This is a genomic window from Hymenobacter nitidus (assembly GCF_020447315.1).
GTDB lineage: Bacteria > Bacteroidota > Bacteroidia > Cytophagales > Hymenobacteraceae > Hymenobacter > Hymenobacter nitidus.
On record NZ_JAJADQ010000008.1, the window covers coordinates 276030 to 289899 of the forward strand.

The 13870-nt window shown below is 61.1% G+C and carries 14 protein-coding genes, 1 other RNA gene and 1 riboswitch; of the genes, 11 read left to right on the plus strand and 4 right to left on the minus strand.

Annotation, left to right across the window (positions count from 1 at the left end):
* Window positions 1–167 precede the first annotated feature (167 nt).
* The 7 genes from LGH70_RS16325 (at window position 168) to LGH70_RS16355 (ending at window position 4356) form a co-directional block, all read left to right on the plus strand.
* Window positions 168–644: a carboxypeptidase-like regulatory domain-containing protein gene (locus tag LGH70_RS16325; protein ID WP_226187706.1), complete on the plus strand. Its 477-nt coding sequence runs from the start codon at window positions 168–170 to the stop codon at window positions 642–644.
* 270 nt (window positions 645–914) lie between these two features.
* Complete coding sequence (locus tag LGH70_RS16330; RefSeq protein WP_226187709.1) at window positions 915–1352, plus strand: carboxypeptidase-like regulatory domain-containing protein; 438 nt, start codon at window positions 915–917, stop codon at window positions 1350–1352.
* A 132-nt stretch (window positions 1353–1484) separates the two neighbouring features.
* Window positions 1485–1581, plus strand: an RNA gene (gene ffs / locus LGH70_RS16335) — signal recognition particle sRNA small type.
* Between the two features lie 84 nt (window positions 1582–1665).
* Window positions 1666–2322 (plus strand): fructose-6-phosphate aldolase, encoded by a 657-nt coding sequence (fsa, locus tag LGH70_RS16340; protein WP_226187711.1) that lies wholly within the window; start codon window positions 1666–1668, stop codon window positions 2320–2322.
* A 105-nt stretch (window positions 2323–2427) separates the two neighbouring features.
* Entirely contained in the window at window positions 2428–2634 is a 207-nt protein-coding gene (locus tag LGH70_RS16345) for a fructose-6-phosphate aldolase (RefSeq protein WP_226187712.1), read from the plus strand.
* An 83-nt stretch (window positions 2635–2717) separates the two neighbouring features.
* Window positions 2718–3422, plus strand: a complete 705-nt coding sequence (locus LGH70_RS16350) for a cell division ATP-binding protein FtsE (RefSeq protein WP_226187713.1) — start codon at window positions 2718–2720, stop codon at window positions 3420–3422.
* Window positions 3423–3432: 10 nt separating this feature from the next.
* Entirely contained in the window at window positions 3433–4356 is a 924-nt protein-coding gene (locus tag LGH70_RS16355) for a glycosyltransferase (protein WP_226187714.1), read from the plus strand.
* Between the two features lie 38 nt (window positions 4357–4394).
* Here the strand turns inward: LGH70_RS16355 and LGH70_RS16360 are convergent, their stop codons facing one another.
* The gene (locus LGH70_RS16360) at window positions 4395–5303 is read right to left on the minus strand and encodes a DUF6565 domain-containing protein (protein WP_226187715.1); all 909 of its coding nucleotides are present in this window, start codon (window positions 5301–5303) and stop codon (window positions 4395–4397) included.
* A 160-nt stretch (window positions 5304–5463) separates the two neighbouring features.
* On the opposite strand from LGH70_RS16360, the gene LGH70_RS16365 reads away from it, so the two are divergent.
* Window positions 5464–6612 (plus strand): DegT/DnrJ/EryC1/StrS family aminotransferase, encoded by a 1149-nt coding sequence (locus tag LGH70_RS16365; RefSeq protein WP_226187716.1) that lies wholly within the window; start codon window positions 5464–5466, stop codon window positions 6610–6612.
* Between the two features lie 410 nt (window positions 6613–7022).
* Complete coding sequence (locus tag LGH70_RS16370; protein WP_226187717.1) at window positions 7023–8045, plus strand: Gfo/Idh/MocA family protein; 1023 nt, start codon at window positions 7023–7025, stop codon at window positions 8043–8045.
* 94 nt (window positions 8046–8139) lie between these two features.
* Here LGH70_RS16370 and LGH70_RS16375 read toward each other — a convergent pair whose 3' ends face one another.
* Together LGH70_RS16375 and LGH70_RS16380 are read right to left on the minus strand one after the other, a co-directional pair.
* Complete coding sequence (locus LGH70_RS16375) at window positions 8140–9735, minus strand: serine aminopeptidase domain-containing protein (protein ID WP_226187719.1); 1596 nt, start codon at window positions 9733–9735, stop codon at window positions 8140–8142.
* A gap of 174 nt (window positions 9736–9909) precedes the next feature.
* Window positions 9910–10914, minus strand: coding sequence for a fasciclin domain-containing protein (locus LGH70_RS16380; RefSeq protein WP_226187722.1), 1005 nt, complete (start codon window positions 10912–10914; stop codon window positions 9910–9912).
* 246 nt (window positions 10915–11160) lie between these two features.
* Here LGH70_RS16380 and LGH70_RS16385 point away from each other — a divergent pair, with 246 nt between their 5' ends.
* Both LGH70_RS16385 and LGH70_RS16390 read left to right on the plus strand, forming a co-directional pair.
* A complete protein-coding gene (locus LGH70_RS16385; protein WP_226187725.1) occupies window positions 11161–12033 on the plus strand; it encodes a hypothetical protein in 873 nt (290 codons plus the stop codon).
* A 68-nt stretch (window positions 12034–12101) separates the two neighbouring features.
* A complete protein-coding gene (locus tag LGH70_RS16390; RefSeq protein WP_226187726.1) occupies window positions 12102–12830 on the plus strand; it encodes an EcsC family protein in 729 nt (242 codons plus the stop codon).
* Here the strand turns inward: LGH70_RS16390 and LGH70_RS16395 are convergent.
* Complete coding sequence (locus tag LGH70_RS16395; protein WP_226187727.1) at window positions 12794–13561, minus strand: TIGR02117 family protein; 768 nt, start codon at window positions 13559–13561, stop codon at window positions 12794–12796. The two genes, LGH70_RS16390 and LGH70_RS16395, sit on opposite strands and share 37 nt — an antisense overlap.
* A gap of 170 nt (window positions 13562–13731) precedes the next feature.
* Window positions 13732–13824: riboswitch (SAM riboswitch) on the plus strand.
* Window positions 13825–13870 lie beyond the last annotated feature (46 nt).

Consider the following 13870-nt stretch of genomic DNA (forward strand, 5'->3'; position numbering starts at 1 on the left):
TAAATCAGAGGATTGAGTTATATAAAAGCCGGACCACACCCGGTTAAATAGGTTTTTTGCTATGTAATAGCGGTATTGTTAACTTCACAGTTAAGAGCCTTTTAGCCTTTTCCTGCCAGCATATCGGGGGCATATTTGGAAAAAAAATCGGTTTAACTTCTGCTTCCATGTCCCACCTTCTACGAGTATATGGCCTTTTCTGCCTGCTGGCTTCCGTGGGCACCGCCCAGGCCCAGACTGCCGCCAACCCTTCGCTGATTGCGGCCCAGGTAGAAAAGCAAGCCACCCCGCCGCCGGCCGCCGGCCCGGCCGGCCGCCCTGATTCGCTCGTCACAACGGCGGCCGAAACTGCCCCAGCCACTGCCGCGTCGGCCGAGCTGGTGACGGTGAAAGGCCGGGTGCTGGATGAGCTGAACAAGCCCCTGGCTGGCGTGGTGGTGTTTGCCAAGGATGTGGCCGCCATTGCCAGCACCAACGCCGACGGCGAGTACAGTCTGCTCGTGCCTTCGGGCGTAAACACGCTCACCTTCAGCTACGCCGGCTACGAGGACCAGCAGTTGAAAGCCAGCAACTTTCTGCCCACGGCCGTGCGCATGGTGCCCGCCCCCAACAAGAAGAAGCTGGCCCGCAGCGGCCGGCAATAGCGGGCCCGACGCCAGGCTTTCCTTTGCAGAGGAAGCGTTTTGGCCAAAATCCTGTTGCCTCTGGCTGTATCAGCCAGGGGCTTTTTTGCGTTAAGGGCCGTACTGTCAGCGGTGAAAGGGGCCGGCAGTAGGCGGCTAAGCCATCAGCCGGACTCTTGCGTATACCCCTGGCACTTACCCGAAGGAAAGCCCGGGAGGTAACCTGTTATTCACTTTACCCATCTCTGGATGAAGCACTTGACTCGTTCTGTTTGCAGCTTAGCCTGCGTTTTGTTTCCGTTGCTAGGAGCGGCCCAAACGGCCCCCAAGTCGGGTGCACCCCGGCAAAAAGTAGGTGCCGAAGCGGTAGCCGTGCTCGATCCGGCAGCCAAAGCGGCTCCGGCGGAGGTCGTGAAAAAGGCCCCGGTTGTGAAAAACGCCACCAAAGTGCTGACGGGCTACGTGCTCAACGAGGCGGGCGAGCCCCTGGCCGGGGCCACCATCATGTCGGAGAAAGGGGAGGTAATTACCACCAATGCCGACGGCCAGTTCATGATTCAGTCGACGGCGGCTACGCCCGTGCTGCGGGCCAGCTATGCCGGCTACCAGGAGCTGCAGCTGCCCATCAACTCGCTGCAGCCAACTACTTTTCGCCTGGACCCCATCGAAAACTACGAGCGGCAGCTAAAGAAGCAAAGCAAGGCCGCTACCAAGGCCTGGAAGCACTAAGCAACCGGTAGAAGCCCGCCAAAAGCCGGCTTTGGAAAAATAAAACAGCTGATACTCTGCATCTAAATGGCGTTAAGACAAAAATCTTGACGCCATTTTAGCTTTCTGCCGAATAAGCCGTGTATATTTGCAGCGGCGAGTCAGAACGACCAGCTCCTGCTGAACTCCCCCAGGACCGGAAGGTAGCAAGGGTAGGTGGTTGAGCGGTGCGATTTTGGCTCGCTATTTTTTTGTCCTGTCCCCAACGCTTCCCCGCGCCGCTTTTGCCGGCAATCGGTTAGCTTTGGGGATTCTTTTTTTAACCCAATCCCGCATGAAATTCTTCATTGACACTGCCAATCTCAAGGATATTCAGGAAGCCGTTGACTTAGGCGTACTGGACGGCGTGACGACCAACCCCTCGCTGATGGCCAAGGAAGGCATCAAGGGCGTTGACAACGTAATGGCCCACTACAAGCAGATCTGCGAAATCGTGGACGGCGACGTATCGGCCGAAGTTATTGCCGTCGATTTCGCGGAAATGGTGCGGGAAGGGGAGATGCTGGCCGATCTGCACCCGAACATCGTGGTGAAGGTGCCCATGACGCGCGACGGGGTAAAGGCTATTAAGTACTTCTCCGAAAAAGGCATTAAAACCAACTGCACGCTGATTTTCTCGGCCGGGCAGGCCCTGCTGGCCGCCAAAGCCGGTGCTACCTACGTGTCGCCCTTCGTGGGCCGCCTCGACGACATTGGGCACGACGGCCTGGTGCTGGTGCAGCAGATCGTGGATATTTTCAGCAACTACGGCTACCCTACCCAGGTGCTGGCCGCCTCCGTGCGCCACGTACCCCACCTGATTCAGTGCGCCGAAATCGGGGCTGACGTGGTTACCTGCCCCCTGAACGTCATCACCGGCCTGCTCAAGCACCCGCTGACCGACAACGGCCTGGCTACGTTCCTGGCCGACCACAAGAAGGTTAACTCTTAATGTGCGAATGTGGTTGAATGTGGGAAATGTGGCAAATGCTTTCCAAGCACCATTTTTACATTTCCCACATTCAGCCACATTTTTCACATTTGCCAGATTAGTCTCATGTACATCATCAAGGTAAAAGGCAAGGCCAAGATTCCGGACTACATTCAGCTGCGGGACGAGAATTTCGTGCTCATTGCCTATTTCCGGGCCGACCGGCCGCTGAAAGACCTGCACCGCTACGGCCTGGAAGGCAAGGAAACCGAGCTGGCGGCCGTCATTGAGGGCCTTTTGTTTGGTAAATTGCAGAAGCTGGAGCTGGCTTAACCTTCGGCCTGCCGGCCAGCCGCTGGCTTTTCCCGTTCCTGGTTCAAGCCTGGAGCTGTATTCTCTAAGGTTTTCTTCACAGCATGCCCACTTCTTCCGCGCCGGTAATCGAGCTGCACGATGTTTACGTGATGCAGGATGTTAATACCATTCTGCAGAAAGTCTCTTTCACGCTTGAGAAAGGCGAGTTTGCGTACCTGGTGGGGCGCACCGGCTCGGGCAAAAGCTCCCTGCTGAAAACCCTGTATGCCGACCTGCCCATGGGCGGGGGCGTGGGCACCGTGGCCGGCTACGGCCTGCTGAAGCTGGACACCGACAAAGTGCCCTACCTGCGCCGCAAGCTGGGCATCATCTTCCAAGACTTCCAGCTGCTGTTTGACCGCACCGTGGCCGAAAACCTGCTGTTTGTGCTGAAGGCTACCGGCTGGAGCGGCAAGGCCAAGATTCAGCAGCGCATTTCCGAAGTGCTGATGCGCGTGGGCCTGGCCGGCTCGGCCAGCAAAATGCCTCACCAGCTTTCCGGCGGCGAGCAGCAGCGCGTCGTTATTGCCCGTGCCCTGCTCAATGAGCCCGTGCTGCTGCTGGCCGACGAGCCTACCGGTAACCTCGACCCCGATGTGGCCGACAGCATCATGCGCCTGTTCGTGGAAATCAACAACGCGGGTACGGCCGTGCTCATGGCCACGCACAACTACCAGATTATCCGCCAGTACCCCAAGCGGATTCTCAAGTGCGAAAACGGCCAACTGCTCGACTCAGCCCGGGTAGCCGTGGCTTTGCCCGAGTAACTCTGACTCTATGCCCGCGCCCGGCCTTTCGGTCCTGATTCCGGTGTACAACCGCGACGTAACGCCGCTGGTGAGCACCCTGCTGGAACAGCTGCCGGACTGGGGCGGCCCGGCCGAAATCGTGTGCCTGGACGATGCCTCCACCCCCGACTTTCAGGAGCTGAACCGCCTGCTGTGCGTGTGGCCCGCCGTGCGCTACTGCGAGCTGCCCCGCAACGTGGGCCGGTCGGCAATTCGCAACCAGCTGGCGGCCCGGGCCACGCACTCCTGGCTGCTGCTGCTCGACAACGACAGTCTGCTGCCCGACGACCAGTTTGTGGCCCGCTACGCCCAGGCCCGCACGCTGGCGCCGGTGCTCATCGGGGGCACTACCTACGACCCGGCCCCGCCGCCCGAGCCCGAGCTGCGCCTGCGCTGGCACTACGGCCGGCAGCGGGAGGCCCGCCGGGCCAAAGAGCGGCAGCGCGAGCCCCACGCCCAGCTGACACTCAATAACATGCTCATCCGGGCCGACGTATTCCGGCAGTTTGGCCTTGATGAGAACCTGACGCGCTACGGCCACGAGGATACCAAGTTTGGCTGGCTGCTGCGCGAGGCCCAGGTAGCCGTGCGCCATATCGACAACCCGGTACTGCACGACGGCCTGGAGCCGGCCGACGTATTTCTGGCAAAAACCCACGAGGCCGTCCGCAACCTGGCCCTGCTCTACCAGCGCGAAAAGCTGGGCGGCGACACTCGCCTGATGCGCCTGGCCCTGAAGGTGCGCCAAACCAGGCTGTGCAGGTTTCTGCAGGCTACCGTGCGGCTGGTGCAGCCCGCGCTGCGGCGCAACCTGCTTTCGTCCGCGCCCAACCTGCGGAAGCTGGATCTGCTGAAGCTCTACTGGCTGCTGCAGGAGCTGAGCCAGTCGGCCGAACGTAAAAAAGCCCGCTGAACTGCTTCAGCGGGCTTTTTTACGTTAGATTCAGCAGGCTAGTCGTTGTCGGTGTTCTTTACTTCCGACTTCACTTCTTTGTAGCCTTCCTTGGTTTTTTCACCGACTTTCTGGGCGGCGTTGCCAATTTTCTGGCCTACTGACTTGCCGGCGTTTTTCACGTCAGCTGCCGTGTTGGAGGCGGCGGTGCCAACAGCCTGCCGCTCGTCGCGGGTTTCGGCTTCGGCGTTCTGGGCGCCGCCCTGCACAGCATCAGCACCCTGCGCTACGCGGGCCTCGGTTTTGTCGTACGACTTAAAGGCGGCGTACTTCAGCTTTTCCTTGGCAATTTCAGCCCGGTCGGCCGTGCTTACTTCGTTCTTGATCTGGTCGTAACGGTCGTCCAGGGCTTTCCAGTCGGCATTCACGGCGCGCCAGTCTTCGATGCCGTAGCGGTTCTCGTTCTGCTTGATCTGAGCCGTGAAGGCTTCGTAGGTGCCGCGGATGTTAGCCGCCGTCAGCCCGCCGTACTTACCGGCCGCCGACTCATACAGGCGCGTGGTGGTGCCGCCCGTGGTGCTGGTGCCGGCAACGCTGCCGGGCCGGTTTTTCCAGGCCATGTCGCGCTTGTCGAAGGCCGTGGTGTAGCGGGTGCGCAGCTGCTCGATTTCCTGGCGGCGCGTGTCGTCGTACTGGTCGGCATATTTATCCACGGCCGCTACTTTGGCGTCGAATTCGCTCCGCATCTCCGTGGTTTCCCGCTCGAAGTCAGCTTCAGCCTTGTCGCCAACGTTGTCGGCTTGGGTTTCAGCCGTATTCACGAAGGTTTTGAAGTCTTCGTACGCCTGGTCGCTTTCCTGCGACACTTCCTGCTTATCGGCCTGCGAGCAGCTGGTTTGCGTGAACGTGGCGCCACCCAGCAGCATAATAGCTGCCAGGGCATGTATGGAGAGGTGCTTTTTAAACATGGTGTGGACGGTTGGTGGGAGAAGAATATAGCCCGCTTTTAATACAGGCGTTTGGCCCGCTTAACGCAAGCCTTTCGGTTCAGGTTGCGCCAGCTGCTATTCCGGGCCGGTTTGCCGGGGCCTTCTATCTTTGGGGTTCACCCCGATTTGCCTGTCTGCCTTGCCAACCCTACCTGCGCCCGTCATCCCCGTTCAGCTGCTCGACTTAGCGGCCCAACATGCTCCCATTCAGGCGGAAATGGAGGCGGCCCTGCAGGGGGTGCTACGCGCGGCAGCCTTCATTCAGGGGCCGGCGGTGGGCCAGTTTGCCCAGGAGCTAAGCCAGTATCTGGGAGAGGCCGAAGTAATTCCCTGCGGCAATGGCACCGACGCCCTGCAGCTGGCCCTGATGAGCCTGCGGCTGCCCGCCGGCGCCGAGGTCATCGTGCCAGCCTTCACCTATGTGGCCACGATGGAAGCCGTGGCTATTCTGGGGCTGCGGCCGGTATGCGCCGACGTGCTGCCCGGCACCTTTGGCCTCGACCCGGCGGCCGTAGCGGCGGCCATTACGCCCCGCACCGGCGCCATTATTGCCGTGCACCTGTTTGGTCAGTGCGCCGACCTGGGGGCTCTCACGCGCCTGGCCCGCCAGCATCAGGTGGCCCTTATTGAGGATAATGCCCAGGCCATTGGGGCCACCTACCAACTGGCCGACGGTCCGCCTGCAGTAGCGGGCACGGTAGGGGAAGTGGGCACCACGTCCTTCTTTCCGTCGAAGAACCTTGGGGCCCTCGGCGACGGTGGGGCGCTGTTTACCCGCGACCCGGCCCGCGCCACGTACCTGCGGCAGCTGGCCAACCACGGGCAGACGCGCAAGTACTACCACGAGCACATCGGCCTGAACTCCCGCCTCGACACGCTGCAGGCCGCCGTGCTGCGGGTGAAGCTGCGCCACCTGCCCGCCTGGACGGCGGCCCGGCAGCAGGTAGCCGCTTATTATGATGCTGCTCTGACTGAGCTGCCCGGCCTGCGCATCCCGGTCCGGGACCCGCGCAGCACCCACGTATTTCACCAGTATACCATCACTGTGGCGCCCGACCGGCGCGACGCGCTGCAGGCGTATCTGCGGGAGCAGGGTGTGCCCAGTGTGGTGTATTACCCGGTGCCTACCCACTTGCAGCCGGCCTATCAATACCTGGGGTACCGCGCCGGGCAGTTTCCGGTGGCCGAGCAGCTGTGCCGCACGGTGCTTTCGTTGCCCATTCACCCGTGCCTGGACCAGGAGCAGCAGCAGCGCGTGGTCGAAGCTGTACGGGCGTTCAGCTCGTAGCAGTAGCAGGCAGCTTGGTAGCTATTTACGGGCCGCTATAAAGGCTGGGGAATGAGACAACGGCGCACGTGAGGCAACGGAAGCTGACTTTAAGGGGTGCTGCCGGGCAAAATAATACGCCCCGCCGAAGCAGGCCAGAGCCAACACCAGAAACTGAAGAAACGCAAGAGCTTGTCTGATGGGCATACGCCGAAAGGAGTAAGAATTTGCTGTGCGGATAAGCAAGAGCATGGCTAATCCGCTGCGAAACTCAGAAAAGGCCGGTAGGAATGGAAAAAACTTATCCTATTGGCAGTAGTCGCTGTGTGAATGAACCCAACTGCTGGCTCAGTGACCATTGCGGCCTTGCTCTCGAGCTTTTATTGGGAGCAGTGCCCGGAAAGCAGGGTATTCCGCTACATTCGCAGTCTGTGAATACTGCTGCCCACGTTCATTTTGCCATTTGCGGAGTTGGTCATATCGGCCGCCGCCACGCCACCTTCGTCCAGCACCATGCGGCCGCCCAGCTCGTGGCCCTGATTGACGTGCGGGCCGAGCTGGCCCCAACGCTGGCCGCCGAGTTTGCCGGGGTGCCCTTTTTCACCTCCCTGGAAGACTACCTCGCCCACGGGCCGGCCGCCGACGTGCTGACCGTCGCCACGCCCAATCATCTGCACGCGCCCCAGGCCATTGCCGGGCTGCGCCACGGCCTGCACGTCGTCATTGAAAAACCCATTGCCCTGGGCAAAACCGAGGCCGAAGCCATTGTGCACACCGCCCTGCAAACCGGCCGCCTGGTGTTCGGGGTGATGCAGAACCGCTACTCGCCGCCCGCTGCCTGGCTCAAGCAAGTGTATGAGCAGGGGCGCCTGGGCCAGATTTACCTCGTGCAAATCAACTGCTTCTGGAACCGGGATGCGCGCTACTACCAGGCCGGGGGCTGGAAAGGCACGCAGCAGCAGGACGGCGGCACGCTCTTCACTCAGTTCAGCCACTTCATCGACCTGCTCTACTGGGTGTTTGGCGACATTACCAATATCTCGGCCCGCTTCCGCGACTTCAACCATCAGGACATCACCGAGTTTGAGGACAGCGGCCTGGTGACGTTCGACTTAGTGCGCGGGGGCAGTGGCACGTTGCAGTACAGCACCGCCGTGTGGGACCGGAACCTGGAAAGCAGCCTGACAGTAGTAGCCGAGCACGGCAGCCTCAAGCTGGGCGGGCAGTATATGGACAAGGTAGAATACTGCCACCTGCGCGACTACCAATTGCCCGCGCTGCCGCCCACCAACCCGGCCAACGACTACGGCCCCTACCAGGGCAGCGCCGCCAACCACGTGCAGGTCATTGAAAACGTGGTGGATACTGTGCAGAAGCGCGGCTTCGCCACCACCAATGCCCTGGAAGGCATGAAGGTCGTGGAGATTATCGAGCGGATCTACAGCCTGAAATAGCCCAGCTTACCAACAGCAACGCGTCCGGTCGATTCCCGTGGGAGAATCAGCCGGACGCGTTGCTGTTTTGTTTGGCAGGAGCTATGGAGGCGGTCTATTCGGCCAGCTTCAGGTTGATCCAGTCGAGGACGGTTTGCTGTACCAGGGGCGAGAGGACGGGCTTAGGCTCCGTGCCCATCAGGGGCCACTCCGTGACGGGGGGCTGAAACTGGTGGTTGATGCCCGAGAGGCGCCGCACGTCGACGCGCTTGTTGCCTTTGCTTTTCAGACCTTTTTCCAGCGCCGTCAGGTTGCTGATGTTCACCTGGTTGTCTTCGGTGCCGTGCACGAGCAGTACCGCACCTTTTACTTTGCCCAGTTCCAGCTGCGGGTCAAAATCCAGGTAGGAGCGGTACCAGCGGCTGGTAATAAGGTTGGCGCGGGCCTGTATCTGGGCCTGGTCGAGGCCGGGGTTGGCCTGCGTGAGCATATTCGTGACAATCGGCAGGGCCTGCGTGTTGTCGGCCGTCTGCCGGATAACGTCCAGAATGGCGCGCTGCTGCTTGGCAATAGCCTCCTGCACCTTTTTCTCCTCGGCGCGCTGGCGCATGTTGTACTGAATTTCGAGGGTTTGAATCTGGGCGGTGTTGGCACCTTTGGCCCGCAGCTGCGCAATTTTCTGGTTGAGCAGCCACTGGTCCTGCAGCCGCCGTTTTACCAGCGCCGCCTGCGCGGTATCGGCTTCACCGGCCTTGAGGAAGCCCATGGCCTGCTGGCTGAGTACATCGGTACCACCCATGCCCGAAGCGGCCATCGTCACGACGAAGGCGGGCGGCAGGGGCTGGGCGGCCGTTAGCAGGGCTACGTTGCCGCCTTCCCCGTGCCCGATCAGGCCGAGCTTGCCAAAGTCGATGAGGGGCCGGGTGCGCAGGAAGTTCAGGCTGACCTGGATGTCGCGCACTCGCTCGGCAGTCGTCGTCGTGGTGTAGTCGCCGCCCGACTGGCCCACGCCCCGGTCGTCGAGGCGCAGCACGGCAATACCGTGGCGGGTAAGGAAGTCGGCCAGGGCGCCAAACATCTTGAATTCACCCTGGGTAGCGTCGCGGTCCTGGGGGCCCATGTCGCTGAGCAGCACCACGCCGGGGAAAGGCCCTTCCCCGGGAGGAATCGTAAGCGTGCCGTTGAGCTTGACGTTATCCTGGGGATTGGGGAACGATACTTCCTCGACGCGGTAAGGCGGCGGAAACTTGAAGTTTTTCGACGGGCCGCTCTTGGCCGCGAAGTTCAGCGTGAGGGGCGTCTGGTAGGTTTGCAGCTGCCACATGCCCACCAGCTGCTTGCCATCGGCGGAGCGCTGGCTGGTGAAGTGGCACCCCAGCTCATCGGAGATAAACCGCAGCGTGTCGCCGCGCTGCTGCACGTTCAGAATAGCGTGGCTGATGCGCTGAGCCGGCACGTCGAGCACGGCAAAATAGCCACCGCCCGCCAGGTCAGTAACCGTAATGACAACGGGCAGGCTACCACCGGGAACCGGCAGCTCGCCTTTCCACTGACCATCCAGCACAATTTTGGCGGCCTTTGCTGCCGGGGCGGCCGCGGGAGCCGCGGGTTGGGCAGCCGGGGCCGCAGGCTGATCCTGAGCGGCGGCGGGTCCCGAAACAAGGAGTAGAAGAAGCCAGCTCCACAGCAAGCCGACACAAGTGTTCTTCATGTAAATACAGGTAAGCAGGGCCGCACGCACCACAAACAGTGCCGTTGACCGGGTGACAATAGGATAGCGGAGAGAGCAGAGAAGTTATACTCAACAAGTGCTAGCCAGCTAACTTATAGGGCTATACCTGTGAAATATAGCCGCAAAAGTAGCGTATTTAAGTCAGTTTCTGACCTATGGAAGTAAAATACGGTCGATAACATGCACCACGCCATTGGTGCACTGAATATCGGGAATGACCATGCCGGCCGTTGCCGGGCCGTTGCCGGCGCCCTGCACCGTGAGGACGCCGTCGGTAAACGGGCCAAAGGAGAGGCGGCCACCGCCCAGCGTGGGCAGGGAGGCGCTTTCGGGCAGCTCGGAAGTAAACTGCCGCAGCTGCCCGCCCTGGTTGCTGGCCACTACGTGGTTGAGCAGCACTGCCGTAAGCGTTGCCTTGGCGTTGGGCAGCTTCTCCAGGTCGGCGGGCGTATTGAGCTGAATGCCAAACTGCTGGTACAAATCTTTAAACGCCTGGTCGGTGGGGGCAAACACGGTGAGCTGGGGGCTGCCTTCCGACAGAGCCGCCCCCAGCTCGCAGTACACCACGGCGTACACCAGGTACTGCAGGTCGGGCTTCACAAACACCTTAGACGTGCTCAGGGCCACGGCCGACTGCACCACATCGGCGCCGGTGGCCAGCAGCACTTTGTCGATGACGTGCACCGTGCCGTTGGAGGCTTTCACGTCGGTGGCCACGATGCGGGAGCCGTTCACGTAGCGCAGGCCGTTGCGGCTCACGATGCGCCGGGCCGGGCCCAGGGCCGAGGCCGAGCTGGTGCCGGCCTGCAGGGCGCTGCCCGCCAGCGTGCCGCCGGCTACGTGGTAGAGTAGCGTGCTGGTCAAGAAGCTGGTTTGCAGGGCGTTCAGGTCGGTGGCCTGCGTGAGGCCCAGGCGGGCAAAGGCGAAGTTGTTGGGGGCAAAAACAGTGTAGTTGCCGGCCGGGTCATTGGGGTTTTTATTCGACAGCACTTCTACTACCCCGCCGCGGATGGCCGCGTCTTCCAGCACGCTGAAGTCGGCGTTGGCTACGGCAATACCGGCAATGGAAGGGTCGGCTTCCGTGTCTTTGGAGCAGCCGGTAAACACCAGAGCACTAAGGGCGAGGCCGGCAAAAACAGAGCGTAGAGAGTGGTGCATGGGCAAAGAACGGTGTGTAGCGAGACAAAGAACAGAGGAGCAAAACGGCCGAAGGCGGCATACAAACGAGCTCATCGGCAAAGCGGTTTTCTCTTTTCGGGAATTCCGGTAAACTTTTTTTCAAATCGGGAAATCCGCCCCCGGCGGGTGCGTCGTAGGTGTGCCGCGCCCGGCCGCCAAACCGTTCAGCTTCACCGAAGGTTCTGCTACCGCGCACCATTCCAAGCCCGCTATTTTTCAGCCCCTATGCAACACTCTTACTCGTTTTCCCTGCTACTCGTGGCAGGCTTGTTTTTGGGCACTCAGGCGCGGGCACAAAGCCTGGTCAGTGGGTTTATGGTGGGCAAAGGCCACGGCTCCGTTTCCTTCACCGGCACGGCCGAGAGCTATAAGAGCGTGTACTTGGTGCCGGAGAAGGTGAGCGAAGTGCCGATTTTCAAGCAAATCAAGGTGTCGTCGGTGAGCGTGTATGCCAACTACGGTATCAGCGACAATATTGAAGCCGTGGTCAGCCTGCCCTACATCCGCTCCGAGGGGCAGGGCAACGGGCAGGGGTTCACTAATTCGCGCAGCGGCTTTCAGGACATTTCGGGCCTGCTCAAGTTCAAGGTCTTCTCCACGCCGGTCGGCAACAACGTGCTGGACTTGCTGGGGGTAGTCGGGGTGAGCACGCCGGCCAGCAGCTACGAGTCGAACAAGGGCCTGGAGTACATCATTGCCATCGGCAACCGGGCCACCAAATACAACACCCTGGGCATTGCCCACCTGAAAACTCCTTCGGGCGTGTTCTTTACGGGACAGGCGGGCTACAGCCTGCGCACCCAGCGCGTGCCCAATGCCTTTATTGCCGATGCCAAGGTGGGCTACGCCGGCCTGAAGCTCTACGCCGAAGCCTGGGCCTCGTTTCAGCGGTCCAGCAGGGCGGGCACCGATATTCTGCAGCCGGGCTTCGACTTGTTTTTCCCCGCCACGCGCGTCAACTATTCCCGCATCGGCATCAGCCTGTTCCGGCCCATTGCCAAGGGCTTTGGGGTGGTGTTGGGCGGCAGCCAATACGTATCGGGGCGCAACCTGGGCAAGTCGTCGGGTATATCGGCCGGCGTTTCCTACAACTACTAGCAGGGCAGGGTAGCGCCCCGTACAGCGGCGGCAAAGCTAAAAGTTCGGGCTACTGCCTACCTTGGGGCATGACGCCCTACGAGCAGCAAGCCGCCCAGGAGCTACGCGCGTGGCAGCAGAAAATGCAGCGCACTCCGTCGTATCTGAACCGCTTTGCCCGCCACGTGCAGGTGCGGCTCAATAACCTGCTGCCCGAAAAGGTGCACCGCGCCATTACGGCCGCCATCAAACAGATGGTGCAGGGTGTGCTGCTGGGCTCGCGCTACACCTCGCGCAGTCCGCTGCAGGAGGCCACGCTCGAAGCGCGGGAGGAAGCCGTGCGCCGACAGGTGAAGTATTACCGCAACACGGCCACGGCCGAAGGCGCCGTCACGGGCGCGGGCGGCCTGTTGCTGGGCCTGGCCGATTTTCCGCTGCTGCTCGGCATCAAGCTCAAGCTGCTCTTCGAAATTGCAGCCCTCTACGGCTTCGATGCGCACGACTACACCGAGCGGCTTTACCTGCTGCACGTGTTTCAGCTGGCCTTTTCCAGCCAGCACTCCCGCAATGAGGTATACAAGCGCCTGGCCGACTGGGACGCCTACCGGCAGACGCTGCCCACCGACCCGCAGGCCTTCGACTGGCGCACGTTTCAGCAGGAGTACCGCGACTACATCGACCTGGCCAAGCTGGCCCAGCTGGTGCCCGTCATTGGGGCGGCGGTGGGCGCCGTAGCTAATTACCGCCTGCTTGAGCAACTCGGCGACACGGCCATGAACTGCTACCGGCTGCGCTTGGGCCTGGCTACGGAAGCGTAGCTGTGCACGGCCCGGGCGGCGTTGCGCACCACGCTGGGCCCTTTGCGCCGGTACTGGTAGAAGATGCCCGAGTCCATGGCCGTCCAGAAGCAGGCGCGCTGCCCGCAGTGCTTCAGCCCGCTGTTGGCCCACGTGTTGCAGGTATACAGGAAGCTGTAGGTGCGCTTGGCCTCGTAGAAAGCGTCGTACTGGCCGTAGCTGTGACCCGCAATGTGCATGGGCTGGCCCTGGGCGTCGTAGTCGAAGCTGTTTCGGATAAAGTCAATCAGGCGGGCATACTCGGCTTGGCTGATGCGGATTTTGACGCAGCTCTCCGACTCGCGCATCGACTGGTGAAAGGTGACGTGCATGGCCGAGGTGCTCAAATAGAACATGGCCTTGAAGGCCGTGCTAGGCTTGAGCTCGGCCCAGGTGGGCGTATCGAGGTAGAAGCCTTTGTCGCCCCAGCCGAAGCCCACGTAGGGTGCGGAGGCGTCCTTGGCCGGTGTGTTGTCGAACGGCACCAGCTGGCTCCAGTCGATAAAGCGGCTGCGCACCGGCACCACGATGTCGGTATGCACGCCGTTGGAGAGAATGTAGATTTCCACGTCTTCGGCCGGGTCGGCATCGTGGGCATTCACCGCGATGCGCGACAAGGCAAAGGACGAAGCCGCGTACAGGCCCACAATACCGACGAGGGAAGCGGCCGTGTAGCCGGTAATCTTGAGCGTCTTTTTTACCGCTGGGTGCATAGGGAAGGAACTGCCAAAAGGGGAGGAACGTGGTGGCACCTACTGCTTTTCCGGGCAATTGGTTGAGCTAAAGCGGGTATTCTCATCGGCCGCTGTTGGCACCGGGCTTGCAAATCCGGTGCGGCCCGCCCTACCTTTGCGCCATCAATTCTTTATTGCCCAAAGGATTGTTTTTATACAGAGGCGCTGAGAGACAGGCTCGAAGAAGCGTCGGCAACCATCCGCAACTGCCGGAACGGTGCCAATTCCTGCTCATATAAAAACAAGTTGCCGTGGATTGCTTCCCCAAACTTCCCGTTGCCATTGTTG

Bases quoted from the DNA above. Each gene is read 5' to 3' on its own strand.
- LGH70_RS16325 (WP_226187706.1), top strand. From the start codon at position 168: ATGTCCCACCTTCTACGAGTATATGGCCTTTTCTGCCTGCTGGCTTCC.
- fsa (WP_226187711.1), top strand. From the start codon at position 1,666: ATGAAATTCTTCATTGACACTGCCAATCTCAAGGATATTCAGGAAGCC.
- LGH70_RS16345 (WP_226187712.1), top strand. From the start codon at position 2,428: ATGTACATCATCAAGGTAAAAGGCAAGGCCAAGATTCCGGACTACATT.
- LGH70_RS16350 (WP_226187713.1), top strand. From the start codon at position 2,718: ATGCCCACTTCTTCCGCGCCGGTAATCGAGCTGCACGATGTTTACGTG.
- LGH70_RS16355 (WP_226187714.1), top strand. From the start codon at position 3,433: ATGCCCGCGCCCGGCCTTTCGGTCCTGATTCCGGTGTACAACCGCGAC.
- LGH70_RS16360 (WP_226187715.1), bottom strand. From the start codon at position 5,303: ATGTTTAAAAAGCACCTCTCCATACATGCCCTGGCAGCTATTATGCTG.
- LGH70_RS16375 (WP_226187719.1), bottom strand. From the start codon at position 9,735: ATGAAGAACACTTGTGTCGGCTTGCTGTGGAGCTGGCTTCTTCTACTC.
- LGH70_RS16380 (WP_226187722.1), bottom strand. From the start codon at position 10,914: ATGCACCACTCTCTACGCTCTGTTTTTGCCGGCCTCGCCCTTAGTGCT.
- LGH70_RS16385 (WP_226187725.1), top strand. From the start codon at position 11,161: ATGCAACACTCTTACTCGTTTTCCCTGCTACTCGTGGCAGGCTTGTTT.
- LGH70_RS16390 (WP_226187726.1), top strand. From the start codon at position 12,102: ATGACGCCCTACGAGCAGCAAGCCGCCCAGGAGCTACGCGCGTGGCAG.
- LGH70_RS16395 (WP_226187727.1), bottom strand. From the start codon at position 13,561: ATGCACCCAGCGGTAAAAAAGACGCTCAAGATTACCGGCTACACGGCC.